Source organism: Vreelandella azerica (genome assembly GCF_013112225.1).
GTDB classification, from domain to species: domain Bacteria; phylum Pseudomonadota; class Gammaproteobacteria; order Pseudomonadales; family Halomonadaceae; genus Vreelandella; species Vreelandella azerica.
Window position 1 is genome coordinate 21,062 of record NZ_JABFHI010000005.1, and the last position, 22,894, is coordinate 43,955.

At 58.5% G+C, this 22,894-nt stretch carries 18 protein-coding genes and 3 pseudogenes; 20 read left to right on the forward strand and 1 reads right to left on the reverse strand.

The features are described 5' to 3' along the window. Positions 1-8 precede the first annotated feature (8 nt). The 18 genes and pseudogenes from HLB35_RS12295 (at position 9) to HLB35_RS12365 (ending at position 19,100) form a co-directional block, all read left to right on the forward strand. Entirely contained in the window at positions 9-896 is an 888-nt protein-coding gene (locus HLB35_RS12295) for a CheR family methyltransferase (RefSeq protein WP_171702814.1), read from the forward strand. 53 nt (positions 897-949) lie between these two features. Beyond that, the gene (locus HLB35_RS12300; protein ID WP_171702815.1) at positions 950-2,014 is read left to right on the forward strand and encodes a protein-glutamate methylesterase/protein-glutamine glutaminase; all 1,065 of its coding nucleotides are present in this window, start codon (positions 950-952) and stop codon (positions 2,012-2,014) included. Positions 2,015-2,075: 61 nt separating this feature from the next. After that, positions 2,076-3,770, forward strand: coding sequence for a methyl-accepting chemotaxis protein (locus HLB35_RS12305; protein WP_171702816.1), 1,695 nt, complete (start codon positions 2,076-2,078; stop codon positions 3,768-3,770). A 171-nt stretch (positions 3,771-3,941) separates the two neighbouring features. Further along, positions 3,942-4,331, forward strand: coding sequence for a chemotaxis response regulator CheY (gene cheY / locus HLB35_RS12310; protein WP_171702817.1), 390 nt, complete (start codon positions 3,942-3,944; stop codon positions 4,329-4,331). 45 nt (positions 4,332-4,376) lie between these two features. Beyond that, positions 4,377-5,072 carry a protein phosphatase CheZ gene (cheZ, locus tag HLB35_RS12315; RefSeq protein ID WP_171702818.1) on the forward strand — a complete coding sequence of 232 codons (696 nt, stop codon included), beginning with the start codon at positions 4,377-4,379 and terminating at the stop codon, positions 5,070-5,072. Between the two features lie 135 nt (positions 5,073-5,207). Continuing rightward, positions 5,208-6,365 (forward strand): annotated as a pseudogene (gene flhB, locus HLB35_RS12320) (flagellar biosynthesis protein FlhB). Continuing rightward, positions 6,362-8,443 carry a flagellar biosynthesis protein FlhA gene (gene flhA / locus HLB35_RS12325; RefSeq protein WP_171702819.1) on the forward strand — a complete coding sequence of 694 codons (2,082 nt, stop codon included), beginning with the start codon at positions 6,362-6,364 and terminating at the stop codon, positions 8,441-8,443. Before flhB ends, flhA begins: the two are co-directional and overlap by 4 nt. Positions 8,444-8,513: 70 nt before the next feature. Next, complete coding sequence (locus HLB35_RS18495; RefSeq protein ID WP_328731778.1) at positions 8,514-8,708, forward strand: hypothetical protein; 195 nt, start codon at positions 8,514-8,516, stop codon at positions 8,706-8,708. A 62-nt stretch (positions 8,709-8,770) separates the two neighbouring features. After that, entirely contained in the window at positions 8,771-9,223 is a 453-nt protein-coding gene (locus tag HLB35_RS18500) for a flagellar biosynthesis protein FlhF (protein ID WP_328731780.1), read from the forward strand. Continuing rightward, on the forward strand, positions 9,145-10,800 hold the full coding sequence (locus HLB35_RS12330) for a flagellar biosynthesis protein FlhF (protein ID WP_328731781.1): 1,656 nt from the start codon (positions 9,145-9,147) through the stop codon (positions 10,798-10,800). The genes HLB35_RS18500 and HLB35_RS12330 overlap by 79 nt, the downstream gene beginning before the upstream one ends. After that, complete coding sequence (locus tag HLB35_RS12335) at positions 10,797-11,375, forward strand: hypothetical protein (RefSeq protein ID WP_171702820.1); 579 nt, start codon at positions 10,797-10,799, stop codon at positions 11,373-11,375. The genes HLB35_RS12330 and HLB35_RS12335 overlap by 4 nt, the downstream gene beginning before the upstream one ends. 158 nt (positions 11,376-11,533) lie before the next feature. Beyond that, the gene (locus tag HLB35_RS12340; RefSeq protein WP_235937168.1) at positions 11,534-11,974 is read left to right on the forward strand and encodes a flagellar protein FlhE; all 441 of its coding nucleotides are present in this window, start codon (positions 11,534-11,536) and stop codon (positions 11,972-11,974) included. Positions 11,975-12,000: 26 nt separating this feature from the next. After that, positions 12,001-12,702, forward strand: a complete 702-nt coding sequence (locus HLB35_RS12345; protein WP_171702822.1) for an RNA polymerase sigma factor FliA — start codon at positions 12,001-12,003, stop codon at positions 12,700-12,702. 70 nt (positions 12,703-12,772) lie between these two features. After that, positions 12,773-13,567 carry a motility protein A gene (locus tag HLB35_RS12350; RefSeq protein WP_171702823.1) on the forward strand — a complete coding sequence of 265 codons (795 nt, stop codon included), beginning with the start codon at positions 12,773-12,775 and terminating at the stop codon, positions 13,565-13,567. A 6-nt stretch (positions 13,568-13,573) separates the two neighbouring features. Next, positions 13,574-14,239: an OmpA/MotB family protein gene (locus tag HLB35_RS12355; protein WP_171702824.1), complete on the forward strand. Its 666-nt coding sequence runs from the start codon at positions 13,574-13,576 to the stop codon at positions 14,237-14,239. A gap of 107 nt (positions 14,240-14,346) precedes the next feature. Next, a complete protein-coding gene (locus tag HLB35_RS17365; RefSeq protein ID WP_235937169.1) occupies positions 14,347-15,084 on the forward strand; it encodes a phytochrome family protein in 738 nt (245 codons plus the stop codon). A 115-nt stretch (positions 15,085-15,199) separates the two neighbouring features. Further along, positions 15,200-16,516: a sensor domain-containing diguanylate cyclase gene (locus HLB35_RS17370; protein ID WP_328731785.1), complete on the forward strand. Its 1,317-nt coding sequence runs from the start codon at positions 15,200-15,202 to the stop codon at positions 16,514-16,516. Continuing rightward, positions 16,398-19,100 (forward strand): bifunctional diguanylate cyclase/phosphodiesterase, encoded by a 2,703-nt coding sequence (locus HLB35_RS12365; RefSeq protein WP_171702825.1) that lies wholly within the window; start codon positions 16,398-16,400, stop codon positions 19,098-19,100. Before HLB35_RS17370 ends, HLB35_RS12365 begins: the two co-directional genes overlap by 119 nt. Here HLB35_RS12365 and HLB35_RS12370 read toward each other — a convergent pair. Next, a complete protein-coding gene (locus HLB35_RS12370; protein ID WP_216601517.1) occupies positions 19,055-19,696 on the reverse strand; it encodes a hypothetical protein in 642 nt (213 codons plus the stop codon). The two genes, HLB35_RS12365 and HLB35_RS12370, sit on opposite strands and share 46 nt — an antisense overlap. A 207-nt stretch (positions 19,697-19,903) precedes the next feature. On the opposite strand from HLB35_RS12370, the pseudogene HLB35_RS12375 reads away from it, so the two are divergent. Together HLB35_RS12375 and HLB35_RS12380 are read left to right on the forward strand one after the other, a co-directional pair. After that, positions 19,904-22,015 (forward strand): annotated as a pseudogene (locus tag HLB35_RS12375) (adenosylcobalamin-dependent ribonucleoside-diphosphate reductase). A 79-nt stretch (positions 22,016-22,094) separates the two neighbouring features. After that, a pseudogene (locus HLB35_RS12380) lies at positions 22,095-22,890 on the forward strand (ribonucleoside-diphosphate reductase). Positions 22,891-22,894 lie beyond the last annotated feature (4 nt).

The following is a 22,894-nucleotide window of genomic DNA, read 5'->3' on the forward strand; positions in this document are numbered from 1 at the left end:
ACGTGTTTTTGATCGAGCAACGAGAGGGAGTTGAGGCCAGCCAATGGTCTTCTGGCAACCAGATCGAACGTGATCTGGTGCTGACAGACGCTGATTTCAAACGTATCCGCGAACTCATCTATCAGCGGGCGGGCATCGTGCTAGCCGAACATAAGCGTGAAATGGTCTACAGTCGGCTGGCCAAGCGTTTGCGTCACCATGGCCTGACACGTTTCAGCGACTACCTTCAGCGCCTTGAGCGCCAGCCCGATGCGCGCGAGTGGGAGGCCTTTACCAATGCGCTGACCACTAACCTGACCGCTTTTTTCCGCGAAGCGCATCACTTCCCATTGCTGGCGGAGCATATCAGACACAAGACGGGGCCAGTATCGATCTGGTGTGCGGCGGCTTCTACTGGGGAAGAGCCCTATTCGTTGGCCATGACCCTCTTGGAAACCCTTGGCCCCAAGGCCAGTCAGTCGCGCATCGTGGCTACCGATATCGATACAGAAGCCCTGCAAAAGGCACGTAGCGGCGTCTACCCCCTTGAGCAGGTGCGCAAGATAGATGAAGTACGCGTCAAGCGCTTCTTCCATAAGGGCACCGGTAAGCGCATTGGGTTAGCCAGAATCCGCCCTGAAGTTTCCGAGCTGGTCGCGTTTTCTGCCTTGAACCTGCTGGCGCCGCAATGGCCAATCAAAGGGCCTTTTGATGCCATTTTCTGCCGCAACATCATGATCTATTTCGATAAAGAGACGCAGGCAAAGATTCTCAAGCGGTTTGCACCGCTGTTGAAGTCGGATGGCCTGCTATTTGCCGGACATTCGGAAAACTTCTCGTATATCAGCAACGAGTTCAAATTGCGTGGGCAGACGGTTTACACCCTGGCGCCCCATCATCGCTCGTCTGGCAACTAGCCAAAGGTACTTGTCGCCAAAGGTACCTGGCCAACAACGACAGGAGGCGTGCATTGAGCGCATCTAAAATAAAAGTGTTATGCGTCGACGACTCGGCACTGATTCGCGATCTACTGACAGAAATCATCAACTCTCAGCCGGATATGGAAGTCGTGGCGGTTGCCCCAGACCCGATTGCCGCACGAGACCTGATCAAACAGCATAATCCTGACGTCTTGACCCTGGACGTTGAAATGCCGCGTATGGATGGCCTGGATTTCCTTGAACGCCTGATGCGCCTGCGTCCCATGCCGGTGCTGATGGTGTCCTCGCTGACCCAGGCAGGCTCCGAGATCACCCTACGGGCGTTAGAGCTTGGAGCGCTGGATTTTGTTGCCAAGCCCAGCCTGGGTATTCGCAACGGCATGATGGAATACGCCAATGAGATCGCTGAAAAACTGCGTGCCGCTGCGCGCTCAAGGCCCCGTCAGGCGCTGCCCAAAAAGAATGCTCCAGCACGTAAAGAGCTGGCCGCACCGCTGACCTCCAGTGAAAAGCTGATCATCATAGGCGCGTCGACCGGCGGCACCGAAGCGATCCGCTCAGTGCTGGAGCCATTGCCTGCCAATGCGCCGGCGATTCTGATCACCCAGCATATGCCTGGTGGCTTTACCCGCTCGTTTGCTGAACGTCTTGATCGGCTGTGCCGTATTTCGGTGAAAGAAGTGACCGATGGCGAGCGTGTACTGCCCGGGCACGCCTATATCGCCCCGGGGGATCAGCACCTTGAGCTGGCGCGCAGCGGGGCCAACTATGTGGCCCGGTTAAACACCGGTCCGCCGGTTAACCGCCATCGCCCCTCGGTGGATGTGCTGTTTCATTCTGCGGCCCAGCATGCCGGTAAAAATGCCGTGGGTGTGATTCTTACCGGCATGGGCAAGGACGGTGCCAAGGGCCTACTGGAAATGCGTGAGGCCGGTGCGGCGACGATTGCCCAGAATGAAGAAACCTGCGTGGTGTTCGGTATGCCACGGGAAGCTATCGCCATGGGCGGCGCCACTGAAGTGGCCGCCCTGGACGATATTCCTGGCCGAATGATGTCGCTGGTAGCGGCGTCTGGCCGCGCCCAGCGGGTCTGATCATCACTTGCCATTTACCGGGCCGCTGATAACACACGCCTGCTGACCAAGGAAACACGCTATGAGCCGCCTACTGCGCAACGTATCGCTGAACGTCTCCATTCTCGTCGCGCTTGTTCTGCTGACCCTGGCGATTGCTGCTAACGTGGTGATTTTTACCCTTGCCGATAGGGCAACCAACCGCACACTGCACACCTTGGAAGCAATTAACATCGACCAGCTCAATGAAATCAATCGCGCCGATGCCCTGTGGAGCGGTGCCATGGTGGAGCTAGAGGCCGCCTCCAACGATTTCATGTTAGGCCGCCGTGAGCAGGCAGACCAGCGCCTGGTCGCCGTCGCTGATCAGCTGGAGCGTGCGCAAGCGCGCTTTGAAAACTTTGCCTCAGTAGCGCGCACCGATCAAGGCGAAGCGCTTGGCGCCCGGGTTGAGACAACCTTCGCGGGGAGTATGGAGATTGCTCGCCAGCAGTTGACGGCATTGAATGATATGCGCACCACCCAGTTCAACGAGTTGCGCAACGAGCTTGCCACTGTGGGTGCCCAGCAAGAGGCCGCGCTGGATGAATTTGTTGACTACGCCACCCTGCGTGGCCAACAGCTGCAGCAGGAACTCAACGACATCAGCCGCTTTTATTCAATTATCGAGTGGGTGATTCTGGGGCTGTCGATTCTACTGGTGATCCTTATCTATGCCAGCCTGAGGGCGATTGTATTGCGTCCGTTGAACCACGCCGCTGAAGCGCTGGATGCGATTGCCAATGCTGACCTGACCCAAACGCTGCCGGAAGGGGGCAACAATGAAATTGGTCGTTTGCTGACGGCGATGGGGCGTATGCAAGCAAGCCTTAATGACATTGTGTCCAAGGTGAGAGAAGGCAGCCAGGAGATTTATCACGGCACCCGCGAAATCGCCAGCGGCAACGCTGACCTCTCATCGCGTACCGAGCAACAGGCCGCCTCCATCCAGGAAACCGCCGCCAGCATGGAAGAGATGACCGCCACGGTGAAGCAGAATGCCGACAACGCCCGCCAGGCCAGCACGCTGGCAGCAGATGCTTCAAGTACGGCAGAGCGTGGCGGTGAGGTAGTTGAGCAGGTGGTCAACACCATGCACGGTATTTCCACCAGTTCGCAGAAAGTAGCGGATATTACCGGGGTGATCGACTCGATTGCCTTCCAGACCAATATTCTTGCTCTGAACGCCTCGGTGGAAGCTGCGCGTGCAGGAGAGCAAGGCCGTGGCTTTGCCGTGGTCGCGGGTGAAGTACGCAACCTGGCCAGCCGCAGCGCCGATGCGGCCAAAGAGATCAAGGGGCTGATTGAAAGTTCGGTGGCACAGATCAACGAAGGCTCTGTGCTGGTGGAGCAGGCGGGCGCCACCATGACAGAGGTCGTGACCTCGGTGCGCCGGGTCACCGACATCATGGATGAAATTTCGGCCGCCTCTCAAGAACAGAGTGACGGTATTGAGCAGGTCAGCCAGGCGGTAGGCCAGATGGATCAGGTCACCCAGCAGAACGCCGCACTGGTGCAACAGGCCTCGGCGGCAGCGGCCTCGCTGGAAGAGCAGGCGAACCGTCTGGAGCAGGCGGTTGCGGTCTTCCAGCTGTTGGGTGCCAAACAGGCAGCGCCTGCCTTGGCGTCACCGACGCCAGCCCACTCCACGCAGGCAGCAACATCGCTGCGGCGTCCTGCCAGCCAGACCCGCAGTACCCACGAGACCTCTGCTCAGGATGACTGGGAGGAATTTTGATAGGTGCGTACTTTCTGGCTTATGTGTCCTTTGAAAAGCAGGCTTAACTGCCTGCTTTACAATGTTTTAAAATAAGATGATGGCGATATACTTGTTGGCTGGTCGTGATAAAGCGTCGCCATCATCAAACGAACCGTTAATAACACCGCAAGATCTGAGTGAGGATAACCAATGGCAGACAAGAACATGAGCTTTCTGGTGGTTGACGACTTTCCGACCATGCGCCGGATTGTCCGCAGCCTGCTCAAAGAGCTCGGTTTTACCAATGTAGAGGAGGCCGAAGACGGCCAGGATGCGCTCAACAAGCTGCGTGCGGGCAAGTTTGAATTCGTGGTATCGGATTGGAATATGCCCAACCTGGATGGCTTGGAGATGCTCAAGGAAATTCGTCAGGACGATGCGCTGAAAGAATTGCCAGTGCTGATGGTGACGGCAGAAGCCAAGAAGGAAAACATCATTGCCGCCGCGCAAGCGGGCGCCAGTGGTTACGTCGTCAAGCCGTTCACGGCCGCCACCCTCGAAGAAAAGCTGAACAAGATCTTCGACAAGATGGGCAAATAAAGCGGTGAGGGTGCTAAGGCGCCTGAATAATGAGGAGATAACATAATGCGTCAGAATGAGCAGGATGATTCTGCCCAGCTGTCCGAAGAGGCCGCCGAAGACCTGATCCAACGTATTGGCAAGCTGACACGCATGCTGCGTGAAAACATGCGGGAGCTGGGCCTCGATAAAGAAATTGAGAAGGCAGCGGAAGCAATTCCCGACGCCCGTGACCGTCTGCATTACGTCGCGGCCATGACCGAGCAGGCAGCCGAACGTGCCCTCAACGCGATTGACCGGGCCCAGCCCATGCAGGACCAGCTGACCGAACGCGCTGAAGCGCTGGACAAGCGCTGGACGGAGTGGTTTGAGGCTCCTCAGGAGCTGGATGACGCCAAGCGGCTGGTCAAGGAGACCCGCCAGTATCTGAGTGACGTACCGGATATGACCTCCGCTACCAGCAAGGAACTGCTGGAAATCATGATGGCCCAGGATTTTCAGGATCTGACCGGCCAGGTGATCAAGAAGATGATGGACGTGATCCGTGAGATTGAACATCAGCTGGTGCAGGTGCTGATTGATAACGTGCCGGAAGCGCAGGCACGCCAATCCATGCAGCGTAAGGCCGAAGACCAGTGGAAAAATGAAAACGCACGGCGTAACGAAGAATTGCTCAACGGCCCGCAGGTTAAGCAGGACGAACCTGATGTGGTCTCCGGGCAGGATCAGGTCGACGACCTTCTGGACGAGCTGGGTTTCTGATTGCCAGTAAGGTACGGATTTAATGGTTGTCCGGCTTCAACCGCCCAACAGGGCGGTTGAGTGCGTCTTGAACAGGCATTGAAACCTTGACGGTAGTGGCCGGTTTCCCATTGCAGCAAGCTGGACAGAGAGTTTATGGCTGAAAGCGATAGCGACGACGAAAAAACCGAAGAGGCCACACCGCGACGCGAGGAAAAAGCCCGAGAAGAAGGCCAGGTACCCCGATCACGGGAGCTGACCACTTTTTTGATGCTGTTAGGCGGCGTTATCGGGCTTTGGGCAATGGGTATGATGATCTATGACCAGTTGGGTCTGGTCATGGACCAGGCCTTCGGGTTTGAGCGTCGTGAAGCCATGGAAACCCTGCATGCTGGTCAATGCGCTGGATATTGGTGAGCGCACCCTCTACGCCATCATGCCCTTGTTTTTGCTGTTGACGGTGATTGCCATGGTCTCGCCGGCACTGCTGGGTGGCTGGCTGATCTCCGCCAAATCCATGCAGCCCAAGCTTTCCAAGCTGAATCCGTTCAAGGGTCTGAAGCGGATGTTTTCCAGTCAGGCGCTGATTGAACTGTCCAAGGCGCTGGCCAAATCAGTGCTGGTAGGCGGTGTGAGTGCGGCCTTTCTGTATCTCAATATAGGCAAGTTTCTGGCCCTGATGACCCAGCCCATCCAGCAGGCCCTGGCCAATACCCTGACCATGGCCGCCCAGGCGGCGGGTTTGATGGTGCTGACGCTGATTGTGGTCATCCTGATTGATGTGCCTTTCCAGCTTTACAGCCATGCCAAAAAGCTGCGTATGAGCAAGGAAGAAGTCAAACGCGAGCATAAGGAGTCTGAAGGCGACCCTCAGCTCAAGGCGCGCATTCGTCAACAGCAGCAGGCAATGTCACGGGGGCGGATGATGAGCAAGGTACCGGATGCCGATGTGATTATTACCAACCCGACCCACTACGCCATTGCCCTGGAGTATCAGGAAGGCAGCATGGGCGCCCCCGGGTGGTTGCCAAAGGCGCCGATGCGGTGGCGATGCGCATCCGTGAAGTGGCGCAGGAAGCCGGTGTGCCGCACCTTGAAGCCCCGCCGCTGGCGCGGGCGCTGTATCACCACGTTGATCTGGATAGCGAAGTGCCTGCCCAGCTTTATACCGCAGTGGCCGAAGTTATGGCCTGGGCCTATCGCCTGAAAAATATCGCAAAGGAGGGAGGCGACGTGCCCCCGACGCCCGATAACCTGCCGGTGCCACCGGAAATGGAGAGCCGCGATTCACGCGGCAATGAGACACCGTTATGAAAGGCTTAGGCCAACTGATCAATCAGCGTGACTGGATGGGCGACGTGCGCATGAAGCTGCTCGCCGGTCCCATCCTGATCATCATGATTCTGGGCATGATGATTCTGCCGCTGCCGCCTTTCGCCCTGGATCTGTTATTCACGTTCAATATCGCCCTGGCGGTCATGGTGCTGCTGGTCAGTATGTTTACCCAGAAACCGCTGGATTTCGCGGCGTTTCCAGCGGTATTGCTGTTTACCACTCTGTTGCGCCTCTCGCTGAATGTGGCCTCTACCCGGGTGGTGCTGATGAACGGCCATGAAGGTGGCGACGCAGCGGGCAAGGTGATTGAGGCCTTTGGTACCTTTCTGGTTGGCGGTAACTTTGCCGTTGGCCTGGTGGTGTTCCTGATTCTGGTGGTGATCAACTTCATGGTTATTACCAAGGGCGCCGGGCGTATCGCCGAAGTCGGTGCCCGCTTCATGCTTGATGCCATGCCGGGCAAGCAGATGGCGATTGACGCCGACCTCAACGCCGGGCTGATCGGGGAAGAAGATGCCAAGCAACGACGCGCCGAGGTGGCTCAGGAAGCTGATTTCTACGGCTCCATGGACGGTGCCAGCAAGTTCGTGCGCGGGGATGCCATGGCCGGGCTGGTGATCATGGTGGTCAATATCATCGGTGGCCTTTTGATCGGCATGATGCAGCACGGTATGAGCTTTGCCGATGCGGGCGAGACTTACACGCTGTTGACCATTGGCGATGGCCTGGTCGCACAGATTCCGGCCTTGGTCATTTCCACCGCCGCCGGTGTCACGGTGTCACGGGTCAACACCGATCAGGATGTTGGCCAGCAGATGATCAGCCAGCTGTTTATCAACCCTCAAGTGTTGATTCTGGCCGCTGCGGTGATGGGCCTTCTTGGTATGGTGCCCGGGATGCCCAATCTGGTCTTCCTGATTTTCACTACTCTGCTGGGCGCCCTGGCCTGGTACCTGATCCGCCAGAAGAACCAGCTGCTGGTGCGCCAGGACATTGCCGAGGCCCCGGCGCCGGTTCAGGAAGCGCCGGAGGCCAGCTGGGAGGATGTCCAGCTGGTGGATACTCTGGGCCTTGAAGTGGGCCATCGGCTGATTCCACTGGTGGATTCACGCCAGAAAGGCGAGCTGTTAGGGCGAATCAAGAGCGTTCGCAAGAAGTTTGCACAGGAAGTCGGCTTTTTGCCGCCTGTCGTGCATATCCGCGATAATCTGGAGCTTGCGCCCAACAGCTATGTGCTGACCATGAAAGGCGCTGAAATCGGCCGTGCCGAAGCCCATCCCGGCAAATGGCTGGCGATTGATCCCGGTCAGGTATCCGGCGAGCTGCAGGGCGCACCGACCAAGGACCCGGCCTTTGGCCTGCCAGCGGTATGGATCGACAGCAACCAGCGCGAGCATGCCCAGGTGTATGGCTATACGGTCGTTGATGCCAGTACGGTCATTGCCACGCATCTGAACCACCTGTTGCATCGTCATTCACCGGAAATGCTTGGCCGTGCTGAGGTGCAAAAACTGCTCGACAAGCTGAGCGGCGACCAGAAATCGCTGGTCGAAGAAGTGGTGCCCAAAGCGATTTCGCTGACGGTATTGCAGCGCATCCTGCAGAACCTGCTGGATGAAGACGTCTCGATTCGCGATCTGCGCACCATTTTGGATACCTTGGCGGAATACGCTCCCCAGCAGCAGGATGCCAACGAGCTATCAGCGCTGGTGCGGATAGCCCTGGGCCGTGCGATTACCCAACATTGGTTTGCTGGTCAGGACGTGCTCAATGTCATGGGCCTGGATGCCCAGCTTGAGCAAGTGCTGTTGCAGGCAATGAACGGTAACGGTGCCCTGGAACCCGGCCTGGCGGATACCCTGATGTCCCAGGCTGAGCAGGCGCTGGAGCGCCAGGAAGCTGCCGGTGAACCGCTAGTACTGGTGGTTCAGCATAGCCTGCGTGCCGTATTGGCACGCTTTTTACGCCGCCGGATGCGCCACCTGGTGGTGATGTCCCAGGCCGAAATTCCCGATGACCGCACCCTGCGCGTTGTCACGCTGGTCGGCGGGCGATAGTCATGCGGCCAGCAGCCTGAACGAGTGAGCACGTATCTCCACTTTTGAACCAAAGGGCAGAGGGTGAAACATGAGCGTAAGACGTTTCGTTGGCACCAATAGCCGCGATGTAATGCGCCAGGTACGCGAGGCGCTGGGAGATGATGCGCTGATCGTGGCCAACCGCCGCACAGAAGGGGGGTCGAGATTCTGGCCATGGCCGACGCGGCGGCAGATCACTTTGACCCCGCGCCTGAGGACCCGACTCCCTCTGAGCCATCTGTAGCGCACAAAGCAGCGCCTTCGGCGAGGTTTGAATCAGCGTTGGCGGCAGCGTCATCCCGGTCAGTGCCTGCAAAAACAGAATCTGGCAATGTCGAACAGGCCAAGCCGGATCCCTTGCAGGCGATGAGCGAACGCCTGCTCAAGGAAATGCAGGATATGCGCACGCTACTGGCCAGCACCGGGCAGCCACTGGAAGTCACACCGCCCAGAGGCTGGGCACAGCGTCTGCATCAACTGCTGTTTGAAGTCGGCTTTAGCGTTGAAATTGCCAATGAGCTGCTGGCCGGCATGCCGGAGGATTTCAATCAGCTGGCCGATGAAAGTGATCAACCGCTGGCCTGGCTGCGTACCCGGCTGGCCAGTCGGCTGACCGTTCTCAAGGATGAAAACAGCTTTTTGATCAGGCCGGCATTGTCGCGCTGGTCGGGCCCACCGGGGTGGGCAAAACCACCACCACGGCCAAGCTGGCGGCACGCTTTGTTATGCGCCATGGCACCCGGCCAGTGGCGCTGGTGACCACTGACAGCTTCCGTATTGGTGCCCATGAGCAGCTGCGTATCTATGCTCGCCTGCTGGATATTCCCATGTACGCGCTGGATTCCGAGCAGCCGATTGATTCCCTGCTGGGGCGTCTGCAAGGCAAGCAGTGGGTGATTATCGATACCGTTGGCATGAGTCAGCGCGACCAAAGGGTGATCGAGCAGATTGCCCAGTTGCAGGGCGGTCAATCCAAAGTGCGGCTGGTGTTATTGCTGAACGCCGCCAGCCAGCCAGAAACCCTCGAAGAAGTGGTGCTGCGCTATCGTCAGGCAGCACGTGCCGCAGGCGCAGAGCTTGACGACTGCATCATCACCAAGCAGGACGAAGCCGGGCGGCTGGCGCCGGTGCTGGATATTGTCATGCGCCATGGCCTGCGTGTGCTGTTCGGCTCTCATGGCCAGCAGGTGCCTGAAGACATGAGCCTGGCGGCCGCCGCCCCGCTGGTGGAACAGGCGCTGAAAACCCGCACCCCGCGCTCGGCCCAGGCGGAACCCGAGGGAGCGCCTTCACTCAGCCTGCCGCGCTGGTCGCGGGATGTACTCGGCCAGGGGCGGCGGCTTTCTTCGCTGCTAAGCCGCCTGCGTGAACGAGTGGGTGGTTTTGCGCACCTGGAAGCCTGTTGGGATTTAGCCGCTTTGCCAATCCGCGTCCAGGCTGAGCGTCTGGATAAACTGCTGGAGGATTACCCGCCCGCCGAGGCGACCCTGGGCATGCACTGGGCGCCACGGCGTAACGAGCGCGGCTGTGACTGGGCCATGCCGGATACCGGCCTCGACCCCGACGGCGCCTGGCTGGCGCTGCCCTGGCTGCAGCATCGCCAGCCTGCTGGGTGGCAGCCGCGCCTGGCAGCGGTGACTGAACAAAGCGGCGTGGCCGTGCATCTATTGCCTCAACTGCCGGATACTACCAGCCGCACCTGGCTTAACGCCCAGCAGCTTACCTGGGTCAGCCAGGTGCGCGCTACTCAACGGGTAGTCGCTCATGGTGAGCGGGTGACCCTTAAACAGGTGTTTGCGCAAAGCACCTTGACCCATAGCGTCGAGGTGCGCTTTCGTGGCCAGCCCATGCAGCTGTGGAACGCCTATGCCGAAGTTGACAGTGCTGAGCGCAATGCCAGCGGCCAGAGCGAAGCCTTACTGGCCTGGTATGCCGAGGTGCGTGACCCGGAAAGCGCCCGGGTGGTCACCCGTCGCTACTGGCTGACGCCGCGCCGCCTGGGGGCAGACGTTCTCTCCCTGCTGGTTATTCAACTGCAGGCTGAAGGCTTGGCCACCCTGACGCGGCGCGCCTGGCAACAGCTCAAGCAGGATGACGGTGGCGAAGTGAACGCCGAGGTGCGCCTGTTGATGGCCAGCGGCACGGCAGCGGTTGCCGGGCATCTGGATAATGCCGATGACGAAGCAGCGGTGGCGTTACACAGTGATCTGATGGGGCTTTTGGGGGCGCGCCGGAAACGCCGCGACACCGCCTTGCTGGATGCCCTGCTGTACGCCCTGATGGCCCGCGATGCGATTCGCCAGTTGGGCAGCGTTAACCGGGAGGGCGTGGTGTGAGCGGGCAGGATCAGGCATCAGGGTTACGCAAATGGGCCAACCTGCAGCGTCAGCAGCAGGAGCCGCAAGGGCAGGTTGATGAGGAAGGCCGAGTTGATGCTCTGTCTACTGAGCAGCCGTCAGCGCCTGAACCAGCACCTGAATCGCTGGAACCCGAACCAAAACCCGAACCAAACCCCGAACCCGCGCTGAAGAAAAGACTAATGGTGGTGGGGCTGCCTTCAATAGCCAATAGCCAGGTCGATCGGGTACGCGGACGTCTGGAACAGTGGTCAGCGTTAGGGCGGCACTGGGCGGGCAAGCCGGAAAACTGGGATATTCATGTGGTAATGGCAGACGACCCTGCACTGCACGACTATGCGCGCCGCTACTCGCGCTGGGCGTTGTGGGTCAACAGCCACGCCGACAGTTTTGTGGATACCTTTCGCACCCTGCGTCAGCTGAGGGAATCCGGCGGCCCGCAGCGCTTGCTGGCGCTGCATGAACCTAATTTGCCACGCGCCGGTTTGTTGAACAATTTGCAAGCCGCAGCACAGGCTTACCTGGATATTGAACTGTTGATTTTAGCCAGATAGATGCCTTTGCGAGCGCTTTGCATTAAGCTAATTGTTAAGATGCTATTAACAAATGTTGGGTGTTGGCCATCACAGCCGTTAAGAACAACCTATTAAACAGGGAGGAGGCCTCAGGGAAGATCACTGTTAACGTCAGCATGGCTAGAACGGATGAAATCTTGTTTCGAAAACAATTAGATATCAGATTATTGCGCCATACCTTCCAACGCCAAACAGGCCTGGCGGTGTTTGCCTTGCTATGGCTGCCTGCCGCTGCCCTGGCAGCAAGCGGCAGCTGGGTGGCCAGCGTGCCGGGCACCCTGGTTGCCATGAGTGACCGCCCCAGCGAAACGCGCCGCGCGACGCCACCGCCGGGTACGCCAGTGGGCGAAGGGGTGATAAGCCAGGTGCAATGGCGCTGGGAGCTTCCTCCGGGGCAATCGGTGAATGCCTGGCTTTGCCACTCCCAAAGCTGCCTGGCCTTGCCGATGCAGCGCGGCAGTACCCGAGCATTTGCGGGGGTAAGTGCACAGACACCGCTGCATTTTCGCTTTACCTTGCCGCAAGGACACAGGCCGGTACGCGTTCAGGGCATGCAGATCATCGTTAATTATCAGTAACGCGAGTCCAGCCGCGAGGCGAAAAGATGTACACAGCACAGGGCAGATTTGAACAGCAGGACCAGTTGACGCAATACATGCCACTGGTACGGCGTCAGGCGCTCTCGCTACAGGTACGCCTGCCGGCCAGTATTGAGCTGGATGATTTGATTCAGGCGGGCACGGTCGGGCTGCTTGAGGCACTCAGCCGCTTTGATGCCAGCCAGGGGGCCACTTTTGCCACCTTTGCCAGCCAGCGTATTCGCGGGGCGATGATGGACGAGCTGCGTACCCGAGACTGGCTGCCACGCAGCGTGCGACGTTCCGCTCGGGCGATTGATGAAACCGTCAGGCAGCTGGAGCAGCAGCTTGGCCGGGCGCCGGAGGAAAGCGAGATTGCCGCTGGGCTGGACATGTCGCTAAGCGATTACCACCAGGTACTGCAGGACACCAACAGCGGTCAGCTGTTGCCTTATGAAACCTTGGTGGAAGATGGCGGCGAGCCGGAGAATCAGGGCGCTCAGAGCCGCCCCTTCGAACAGCTTCTCGACAGCCAGCAGCGCCAGCATCTTGTCGCCGGTATTGAAGCCTTACCTGAGCGCGAAAAGCTGCTGATGGCGCTGTATTACCAGGAAGAACTCAACCTGAAGGAAATCGGCGTTGTTCTAGGTGTTACTGAATCACGGGTTTCCCAACTTCACAGCCAGGCCATTAGCCGTTTGCGAGCAAAGCTCAACGATTCTGCCTGAGGCAGACGACCATATCCGGCGCATGGGCGCCTGTTTTCCATTTAATTGAAAGACCGGCAAGGAGCCGTTGATGAACCCCTCAACGCTAATCGGTATGTTTGCCAGCATTGTGCTGCTGGTCAGTGTTCTCTTTTTTACGGCTGAATCGCCGGAAAGCTTTCTCAATCTGCCGGGGCTGGCGATCGTGGTGACCGGCACCCTAGCCGCCACTTTTATCAGCTATCCGCTGCGCGAGGTGCTGAGGGTAGTGCGCCTGGTCGGCGTGGTATTCCGACGTGAAAATACCTATGTGCGCGATGACATCAAAGAGCTGGTGGATATGTCGCGGCTATGGTTCAAAGGCGACGTTCGTGCAGTCGAGGATGCCTTGCAGTACACTCGCAATCCGTTTTTGCGCTCTGGCATTCAGCTGGTAATTGCCAATACCAAGGAAGATGAGATCTTCGATATGCTGCGCTGGCGGATTGCCCGTCTCAAGGCCCGTGAGCATGCTGAAGCGCAGATTTTCCGCACCATGGCCACCTATGCGCCAGCCTTCGGCATGATTGGTACTCTGGTCGGGCTGGTGAATATGCTTGAAGTGATGGACGCCGGTGATCTTGAAGTCATCGGCCCACGTATGGCGGTGGCGCTGTTGACCACTTTCTACGGGATTTTGCTGGCCAACCTGATTTTCAAGCCGATCGCCGTCAAGTTGGAGCGCCGCACCGAAGAGCGCCTGATTACCATGAACATGGTGCTGGAAGGTATTTCGTTGATTACCAAGCGCCGCCTGCCGTCGTTTATTGAGGAAACGCTTAACTCCTTCGTGGCCAACTACCACGACGAAATCCGCGATCCTAATGTCAAGCCACGTAAGGGGTAATTGGCCATGCTGGATCGTGATACCCGGCGCACTCTGGAACCGGTTGCCGTCGACAGTGGGGATGATGAAAGCTGGCTAACTAGCTACCTGGACGTGCTGACGCTGCTGATCACGCTCTTTGTACTGCTGCTGGCACTCACGCCAGCAGGCAGTGGCGAAGCCAGTGATGCGGAGGCCAAGCGCCCACCCGGTGCCGTGCCGTCTTTCCCGCTGGCGACTCTGGCGACCGGGATCATGCCGCGCAGCGATGGCCTGCAACCGCAGTTTTCCGGCTTGAGTATTCCCGGGGTGAATGTGGAACAGGGGCGTGAGGGTGTCACGTTACGCATTGATGACAGCCTCTTGTTTGCCAGCGGCCAGGCAGAGCTGACCGCCCAGGGGCGCGGTGTGATTGAAAGCCTGGTGGAAGTGCTGGAATCCTTTGACGGCCAGATTTCGGTGGAAGGGCATACTGACAATGTTCCGATTGCCACGGCACGCTTTCCGTCCAACTGGGAGTTGTCGGCCGCCCGTGCGATTGCCGTGGTTCGTCATCTGGAAAGTGAAGGGTTGGATATCTATCGGATGCGTGCCGTGGGCTATGCGGATACCCAGCCGATGGAAAATAACACAACACCAGAGGGGCGGGCCGCCAATCGACGGGTAGAACTGATCCTGCGTCAGCAACTCTGAACGCTGGTCAGCCATGACTACAAGCCACCATTCTTAATCATTTATCGTCAATCATTGTCATAGACTGTGATGGGGATCAATAAAATACGACCCGTGAAAAATAGTTCATGAATAGCGCATCCACTCTACCGCTATGGCAGATACAGCCCTTTGGTGCTCTGGTGGTGGCAGACAGTGCATGCCGCCAGGTACATGCGGTTAGCGATAACCTGATTGGCCTGCTGGGGGCGGATGCTGCAATAACGTCTCGCCTATCGCTTGCCTGTCTGCTCGGCAAGCGGCTTTGCCAACGCTTGCACCATGACTTGCAAGGCCGAGAGCGCCTGCCAGCGCCGCTGACGTTTGTGCGCCATACTGATGGGCGACAAGTACGCTACCAGCTACATGCCGTGCGCAGCGCCCACTGCGTACTGATAGAAATTGAGGCGCTACAGTCGCTGGGCAAGCAGCGCCTTCTCGGGGCCGTGAATGAGTGGCTGATGCACTTGGCTGACGCCACCCACCAGCAAGTGTTGCTGGACTATCTGGTCGATGCCATTCAACAACTGACCGGGCACGACCGGGTCGTGGTGTGCCATTTTGATAGCGATTGGAATGGCCTGATACGGGCAGAATCTCGGGGTGGAAAACTGCCCACTCTGCTTGGTCAGTACTTTCCTGCCAGCGATTTTCCGCTGTTATTGCGGCGCAGCTACGAACGCCATCCAATGCGTTATATTCCCAATGTTCAGGTGCCGCCGGTTCAGATGACTTTTTCACGCCTGCCGAACGCCTGCAAAGCAGCGCGCAGCAAGTCTGTTCACTGGATACCACCCTGGTGCGCGCGCCCAGCCCCGCGCGGGTAGATTATCTAAAGCAGCTGGGGGTATGTGGTGCCTTGAATGTTGCCATGCAGGGAGACAAGGATCTCTGGGGGATGGTGATCTGCCATTCAGCGGCTAGCCACCCAACGCCGCCCCCGTGCGCGATGCGGTTCGTGCCCTGGTGCAGATGACCACTCAGCGGCTGTTGTTGCTGCGAGCACGTCAGGAGGCCCGCTTCCTGCAGCGTGTTCAAGATAGCTTGGTGCTGGCCAGCACCGCCCGCAAGGAGCCGCGCAGCCCGCAACAGCTGCTTGAAGCGCAGGCCAATACCTGGATGGAGCTGTTCCGTGCCGATGGTATAGCGCTATGGATAAACGGCAACGTCTGTTCAGCCGGAAAAACGCTCGAGGTCGGGGTCATTGATCAGTGGGTCAAGCGTCTGGCACGCACTCATGGTTATAGCGGCCCCTGGTGTACTCGCCAGTTGGCCGAAAATCCGCTGACCCGTTCCCTGGCGATGGGGGATCGCTGTGGTGCCCTGGCCATGGCGCTACCCTTCAGCCAGCAGCAAAACGGCTGGATGCTGTTATTCCGCCCCGAACAGTCAGAAACCCGCTATTGGGCAATACGCCCCCTTGATTCGTCAACGGCTTTACTAACTGCGCCACCCAGCGCTGCCAGGCGGAAAGCGGCCACCGCCCGACGCAGTGAGGCGTGGCAGCGGGTGGAACGTCTGGCGGCGGTGGATCTGGGCGAAGACCTGACCCTGGCAATTTCCAGCTATGAGATCAGCCAGCTCAATGACCACCTGGAGCGTGAGCGCAAGGCGCTTGCCAGCGCCAATCAGCGCCTTGAACAGTTGGCCCATTTTGATCCGCTGACCCAGGTGTGGAACCGCTACCGGATTGAACAGGCCATTGACGCCGAGCTGGTGGCTGCTCAGCGCTACGGAGCACAGTTTGGGGTGTTACTGTTCGATGTGGATCACTTCAAGGCCATCAACGATACCTATGGCCATGCGTTGGGTGATGATGTGCTGGTGACTCTGGCGCATCAGGTAGAAGCGTCTTTGCGTGGCTGCGACCATCTGGGGCGCTGGGGCGGTGAGGAGTTTGTGGTGCTGGCGCGCCACGCTGACTGTGCGGCCCTGGCAGGGCTGGCGGAACGTTTGCGCGTGCTGATTACCACCCTGCACGTTGAAGGTCTGGATACATCGCTGACGGTCAGCGTGGGGGTGGCCGCCTGGCAGCCGGAAGACAGCTGTAAAACGCTGGTGGCCCGGGCGGATCAGGCTATGTATCGTGCCAAGCATGCTGGGCGTAATCGGGTAGAAGTGGCTGAAGGGGGCAAGCCTGATGCTACGTGCACTGCTAAGCCGCTGGATGTCACCGCGCCGCGCCACCTGGGGTGCCTGTGCCCTGCTGGTTGGGCTACTGGGGCTAGTGGCCTGGGAGATGCGCCACTACTATTTTAATCAGCAACAGCTAGCCCAGGCGCGTACCGAAACCAGTGCTCAAATGGTGGCTCAATGGCTGGAAAGCGCTCTGGAGACCTCACTGCATTCGCTGCGCGGCGTCAATGAATTGTATCAACTGATGACCACGGGTCATCTCTCCAATACTGAGCTGAGCGAGCTGCTCGACAGCCGCCGTCATAGCCTGCCAGTGTGGGACGAGGTGACTCTTCTTACGCCGGATGGCAGTGTGATAGCCGGTACTTATACCTCTTCTTTATCAGCGGAAGATTGGACGCTGCTGTTGGCGCTGGCCACTGACAATGGCCAGCAAAGTGGGGTCTCTCGGGTTTTTCACGCCAGCGATGCCGAACGCACGCCATACCTGCTACACGCCTTGCGGATTGAAGATAGCCAGGGGCAGCTGGAAGCGCTGGCGGTAGCCTGGCTGTCGCCATCCCACCTGGTAAATCTGGTCAACCAATTGCCATTACGCGAAGGCGACAGCGTAGCGCTGTTGGACGTTGCCCAGCAGCTGATGGTGCAGCGCAGCGGCGAGGGCAGCCAAGCGGCCACCCTGATGGATATCAGGGTGGATACGCCGCAGCTGGCCAGATTTCTGGATTCCCATCACCACAATAACAGCTGGATACGCCACTCGCCGCTGGATGGCGACCAGCGCCTGTTCACCGGCTATAAGCTGGAAATGGCGCCTTGGCTGGTGATTGTGGGAGAAGATACCACCGTCTACCTGTACGACTGGTGGCGGCGCTTCTGGGCGTTGCTGATAGGGTGCCTGTTGCTGATAGGGCTAGGCTCTTTGGCATTGCGTCACTATCGCCAGCTGTATGTGGCCGAACAGGCTCTGCGTGAGCATCGCAATCAGCTGGCCAAGGAAGTGGCCACTCGCACCCGCGCCCAGCAGGCCACCGAGCTTGAAGCGGCCCAGCTCAAGATTGCCGCCATGGCGTTCGAAACCCACCTGGGCATGTTTATCGCCGATGCCCACAATCGCATTATTCAGGTTAACCACACCTTTAGCGATATCACTGGCTACCTTGAAGGCGAGGTGATGGGCAAGACCCCGGCACTGCTCAGCTCGGGTCGCCATGACAAGGCCTTCTACCGCGCCATGTGGCAAGACCTGAACAAGCATGACCGCTGGCAAGGCGAAGTGTGGAATCGGCGCAAGAACGGCGAGGTTTACCCGCAATGGCTAACCATCAGTGTGGTACGCAATGACCAGCAAGAGGTGACCCACTACGTGGCAACGCTGAGTGATATTACCCAGCGCAAAGCTGCCGAGCAGGAGATTCACCAGTTGGCCTTCTATGATTCGCTGACTCTGTTACCCAACCGCCGCTTGTTAATTGATCGCCTGGAAGCCGCCCTCAAGGCAACTCAGCGGGAAGGCCTCTACAGCGGGTTGATGTTTATTGATCTGGATAACTTCAAGACCATCAATGACAGCCTCGGCCATTACCTGGGGGATGGCTTGTTGAAAGGCGTGGCCGAACGGCTGGCGGGAGTGGTCAGAGACAGCGATACCGTGGCGCGCCTGGGTGGCGATGAATTTGTGGTCATGCTGCATGAGCTGGGCGAAAGTGAAGCAGCCGCCATGCAGGGTGCCGAGGCCACTGCCCGTAAATTGCTGAGTGCCCTGCTGGAACCAATTGAGGTGGAAGGCCACACCTTACAGATTAGCGGCAGTATCGGCATTACCCTTTTTCATGGCGATGACGTAGGGGTGAGTGCGATTCTCCAGCAGGCTGATCTAGCCATGTATCAGGCCAAGGCCGCGGGGCGCAACGCGCTGCGCTTCTTCGACCCCTCGATGCATGCGGCAGTGGTTGATCGTGCTCAGTTGGAAGGTGATCTGCGCTATGCCATTGAGCGCCAGGAGCTGGCGCTGTTCTACCAGACCCAAGTTAACGCCGAAGGCGATGTGATGGGCGTTGAGGCCCTGGTGCGCTGGCATCACCGGGTTCGCGGCATGGTGTCGCCGGGGATTTTTATTCCGGTCGCAGAAGAGAGCCATCTGATTGGCGAGATCGGGGAGTGGGTACTTGAAACGGCTTGCCAGCAGCTGGCCCAATGGAGCCGTTCACCTGCCACCGAAGGGTTGACGATTGCGGTTAACGTCAGCCCCAACCAGTTCCGCCAGCCGCGCTTTGTGGCCCAGGTGGAAGCGGTGCTGGCGCGCACCGCGGCCAATCCTCACCGGCTCAAACTGGAAGTCACTGAAAACCTGCTGATGGAAGATCTGGGCGTGATTCGCACCCGGATGGAGCAGTTGCGCCAACTGGGCGTGCGCTTCTCGCTGGATGATTTCGGTACCGGCTATTCCTCCCTTGCGTATCTCAAACGCCTGCCGCTGGATCAGCTCAAGATTGATCAGTCCTTTGTACGCGACGTGCTGGAAGACCCGGCGGATGCGGCGATTGTGCGCACCGTTATTGCCCTGGCCCACAGCCTGGAGCTTGAGGTCATCGCCGAGGGCGTGGAAACCGGCGCTCACCGCGACTGGCTGTATGCCGAAGGTTGCCGGACCTATCAGGGTTACTGGTTCTCGCGGCCGTCGCCTGTCGAAGCGCTTTCGCTGTAAAGTGACACCGGCGGGCGTAAATCATCGTCTTGCTTGTTTTCACTACCATTATTTGAGCAGCTTGCCTGCAGGCGAGCAAGGGCGGCGTCGGCGCCCGCCAGGCTGAAGGTCATATGCCAGGGATCACGCTCACCCTGTTCAAAGGCAACAAACAGTTGATCACCAGTCGGTATTTCCTCCAGCAGGGTCTCCAGGCCGTTCAGGTAGAAATGGGCATAAAAGCCGTCGTCGCCGCGCTGGGTGATAAATTCCGCGACGCCTTGATGAATTGGCCGGTCATCCACACGCACCAGGGTTGGCACCATATTCAGGGTGGTGTCCTCGCCTTGCAGGGTTTCCAGGGTGACGCGCATTTCCAGCCAGGGCAGGTCACAAATACCCTGGGTAGCATTGACGCTGAAGGTGGCATCCGAATAGCTGTGCGTCTCTACCGCGCGAAAATGCCGCTCATTCCCAAGCGATAGCGCCATTGACTGCCAGTGCTGATGGCGCTGGGCATCGCTGATGTTATAGGGCGTGGCCAACGCCAGGGCGGGTAAACAGCCAATAGCCAAGAGGGTAAAGGATAAATTCTTACAAAAGGTGCGTGTACCCATGGCAGGCTCTTCCCAGGCAAAAATGCAAGCCTACAACGACATTGGCCAAGGCAAAAGGCTAAGGTACTGATTTTTCTATATCTAGTATTTTTTTACAAAAAAATTAGCCTATATGGTGTCTGTCAAGACTATACTTGCTATTTTCAGACCGTATAATGCCTTGCGTTTTGGGCCGAGAATAACCCGTTGATGAAGGAGTTTTGCCACATGAGTACTGCTGCCAAAGCCGTAAAAACATCCAATGCTGTTCCATTGCAGGCGCCTTCACAGGAAATCTGGGACTCCAAGTATCGGCTCAAGGATCGCCACAGCCAACCGGTGGATCAGGATGTCAGCGCCACCTATGAGCGGGTGGCCCGCGCCCTGGCAGCGGTAGAAGGTGACAAGGCAGACGAGTGGCTGCCGCGCTTTCAGTGGGCGCTGGAACACGGTGCCATTCCGGCAGGGCGGATTCTTTCCAATGCCGGCGTTGAAGAATACAAACCTGCTGTCAGCCTGATCAACTGCACCGTATCGCGCACCATCCGCGATTCCATGCGCGATATTCTTGACTCTGTAGTCGATGCCGGTATGACCCTGAAATCCGGGGCTGGCATTGGCTATGATTTCTCGACCCTGCGCCACAAGGGCGCCTTTGTATTCGGTGCCGGTGCCGGCACCAATGGCCCGCTGGCGTTCATGGATATCTACGACAAGATGTGCTTCACCGTGGCTTCCGCCGGTGGCCGTCGTGGCGCCCAGATGGGCACCTTTGATGTCGGCCACCCGGATGTGCGCGAATTTATCCAGGCTAAGCGCGAGTCCGGGCGTCTGCGCCAGTTCAACCTCAGCCTGTTGATCACCGATGAATTCATGGAAGCGGTCAAGGACAATGCCGACTGGCCGCTGGCGTTCCCGCTGCATCCGGGCGAGAAAGACGACGTCAAGCCGGAAGACCTTATCTACCGCGACTGGCCGGTGGTGGAAGACGGCTACACGGTTGACGACGAAGGCCGCGTGGCCTGCCGCATCGTGGAAGTCATCAAGGCCCGCGAGCTGTGGGACACCATCATGTCTTCCACCTACGATTACGCAGAGCCGGGCTTTATCTTGATTGATCAGGTCAACCGCATGAACAACAACTGGTTCTGCGAGGATATCCGTGCCACCAACCCCTGCGGTGAGCAGCCGTTGCCGCCGGAAGGCGCCTGCCTTTGGGCTCGGTCAACCTGACCAAGTTTGTGATTGACCCCTTCGGCGACAAACCGCACTTTGACTGGGAGCGCTACCGCAAAGTCGTTGCGGTGTTCACCCGCATGCTCGACAACGTGGTGGAAATTGCTGGCCTGCCGTTGCCCCAGCAGCAGCGTGAAATCGAAAACAAGCGCCGTCACGGCATGGGCTTTCTGGGCCTGGGTTCGACCATGACCATGCTCAAGATTCCCTATGGTTCCAAGGAATCACTGGCCTTCACCGAGGAAGTCAGCCGCCACCTGGCGCTGGAAGGCTGGAAGCAGGCGTTGGAGCTATCCAAGGAAAAAGGCATGGCGCCGGTGCTGGCAGAAGAGCACACCATCACCGCCAAGATGATGCGTGAGCGCCCCCAGCTGAAAAAAAGACGGCTACGAAATTGGCGATAAAGTGCCGGGGCGCATTCTGCATGCCCGTTACAGCCAGTATATGGCCAAGGTCGCTGAGCTTGAGCCGGAACTGGTCGCCCAGCTGGCAGAACACGGCGCGCGCTTTACCCACCACAGTTCGATTGCCCCGACCGGCACCATTTCGCTGTCGATGGGTAACAACGCCTCCAACGGTATCGAGCCTTCGTTCTCGCACCGCTATTTCCGCAATATTATCCAGTCGGGCAAAAAGACCAAGGAGCAGGTCGAGGTTGTCTCGTTTGAGCTGGCCGCCTACCGGCACTTTATTGCCGCGGATGCGGTAGAAAGCGATCTGCCGGATTACTTTATTACCGCTGATGCGGTGACCCCCGAGCAGCACGTTGCCGTTCAGGCGGCTGCCCAGCAGTGGGTGGATTCAGCGATTTCTAAAACCGTTAACGTGCCCACTGAATTCCCGTTCGAGAAGTTCCAGGATCTTTACCTGCAAGCCTATGAAAGCCGCCTGAAAGGCTGCACGACCTTCCGCTTCAACCCGGAAGCCTTCCAGGGCGTACTGGTACGCGAAGATGACCTGAAAAACACCACCTATGTGTTTGAGCTGGAAAACGGTGAAACCGTTGAGCTGAGCGGTGATGAAAAAGTCATTTACGATGGTGAAGAGCACAACGCCGCCAACCTGTTTGATGGCTTGAAAGAAGGCACTTACGGCAAATGGTAAGGGCCGCCCGCTGCGCCGCCGGGCGTAGCGGATATCCTATACTGCTACCATCACTTGCTTGGTTTCGTGGAGAACACACATGACGGTTGAAATTACCTCGAAGATTGTCGGTTATCGCATCAAACAGGACGAGCCCGCCCCCAGGCGGCGGCGCTGTTGGAAGAAGACCCGCTGACGGTGCGCATTCCATCGCGTCCGGAAGGCACCCTGGAAGCGGTGTCTGAAAAAATTTCCTATGTGGGCGCTGAAGGGCGCAAGAAAGTCTACCTGCTGGTGTCCTTCATGCCGGTAGAAGGCGTGGTGGGCGGAAAGCGGGTGGTGATCGAGCGCCCGGTGGAGTTCTTCTTCCCCTCCGGCCAGCTTTCCAGCGAGCACCAGTGGATCACCGCCACCATGCGCAGCTTGTCATTGGCGGCGCGCGGCGGTTATGTCACGCAGGCCGTGGCCGACTTGCGTAAAGTGGCCTGGGACAAGGGCCTGGTGCGCTGCGGCTGGAACCGCTGGGGCAAGCCAATGTTCCATGATTCGGAAGTCTCGGCGATTGCCTGGTCGATCCAGCAGATTCTTTACCGTCGCGGGTTTCTTGATCAGGACGGCAACCAGGTACCGGTGGAAACCCTGGTGGAGCGCTATCATCACCGTATGCAGCACGGCCACGCCTGGCAGCCGCCAGCGGATGAGCCAGAAGCGGCTACCGCAAGCGGTGCCGTCGAGCCGATCGGTGGCGCGGCCAATGAGGCAGATAGCAGCGCAAAAAGCCTGAAGGCAGTGGCCCCGCCGTGGTTGGCCATTGCCCTGAATGCCGCGGTGAGCTGATTATGATGGACGGCTGCCCGACCTGTTACGCCGGTTGCGGCTGGTCCAAATGCGGTTGAGGTC

Coding starts and splice junctions, on each gene's coding strand:
- HLB35_RS12355 (WP_171702824.1), top strand. CDS start 13,574: ATGCTGGATCGTGATACCCGGCGCACTCTGGAACCGGTTGCCGTCGAC.
- HLB35_RS12345 (WP_171702822.1), top strand. CDS start 12,001: ATGTACACAGCACAGGGCAGATTTGAACAGCAGGACCAGTTGACGCAA.
- HLB35_RS12350 (WP_171702823.1), top strand. CDS start 12,773: ATGAACCCCTCAACGCTAATCGGTATGTTTGCCAGCATTGTGCTGCTG.
- HLB35_RS18495 (WP_328731778.1), top strand. CDS start 8,514: ATGAGCGTAAGACGTTTCGTTGGCACCAATAGCCGCGATGTAATGCGC.
- flhA (WP_171702819.1), top strand. CDS start 6,362: ATGAAAGGCTTAGGCCAACTGATCAATCAGCGTGACTGGATGGGCGAC.
- HLB35_RS17365 (WP_235937169.1), top strand. CDS start 14,347: ATGAATAGCGCATCCACTCTACCGCTATGGCAGATACAGCCCTTTGGT.
- cheY (WP_171702817.1), top strand. CDS start 3,942: ATGGCAGACAAGAACATGAGCTTTCTGGTGGTTGACGACTTTCCGACC.
- cheZ (WP_171702818.1), top strand. CDS start 4,377: ATGCGTCAGAATGAGCAGGATGATTCTGCCCAGCTGTCCGAAGAGGCC.
- HLB35_RS12370 (WP_216601517.1), bottom strand. CDS start 19,696: ATGGGTACACGCACCTTTTGTAAGAATTTATCCTTTACCCTCTTGGCT.
- HLB35_RS12365 (WP_171702825.1), top strand. CDS start 16,398: ATGCTACGTGCACTGCTAAGCCGCTGGATGTCACCGCGCCGCGCCACC.
- HLB35_RS12305 (WP_171702816.1), top strand. CDS start 2,076: ATGAGCCGCCTACTGCGCAACGTATCGCTGAACGTCTCCATTCTCGTC.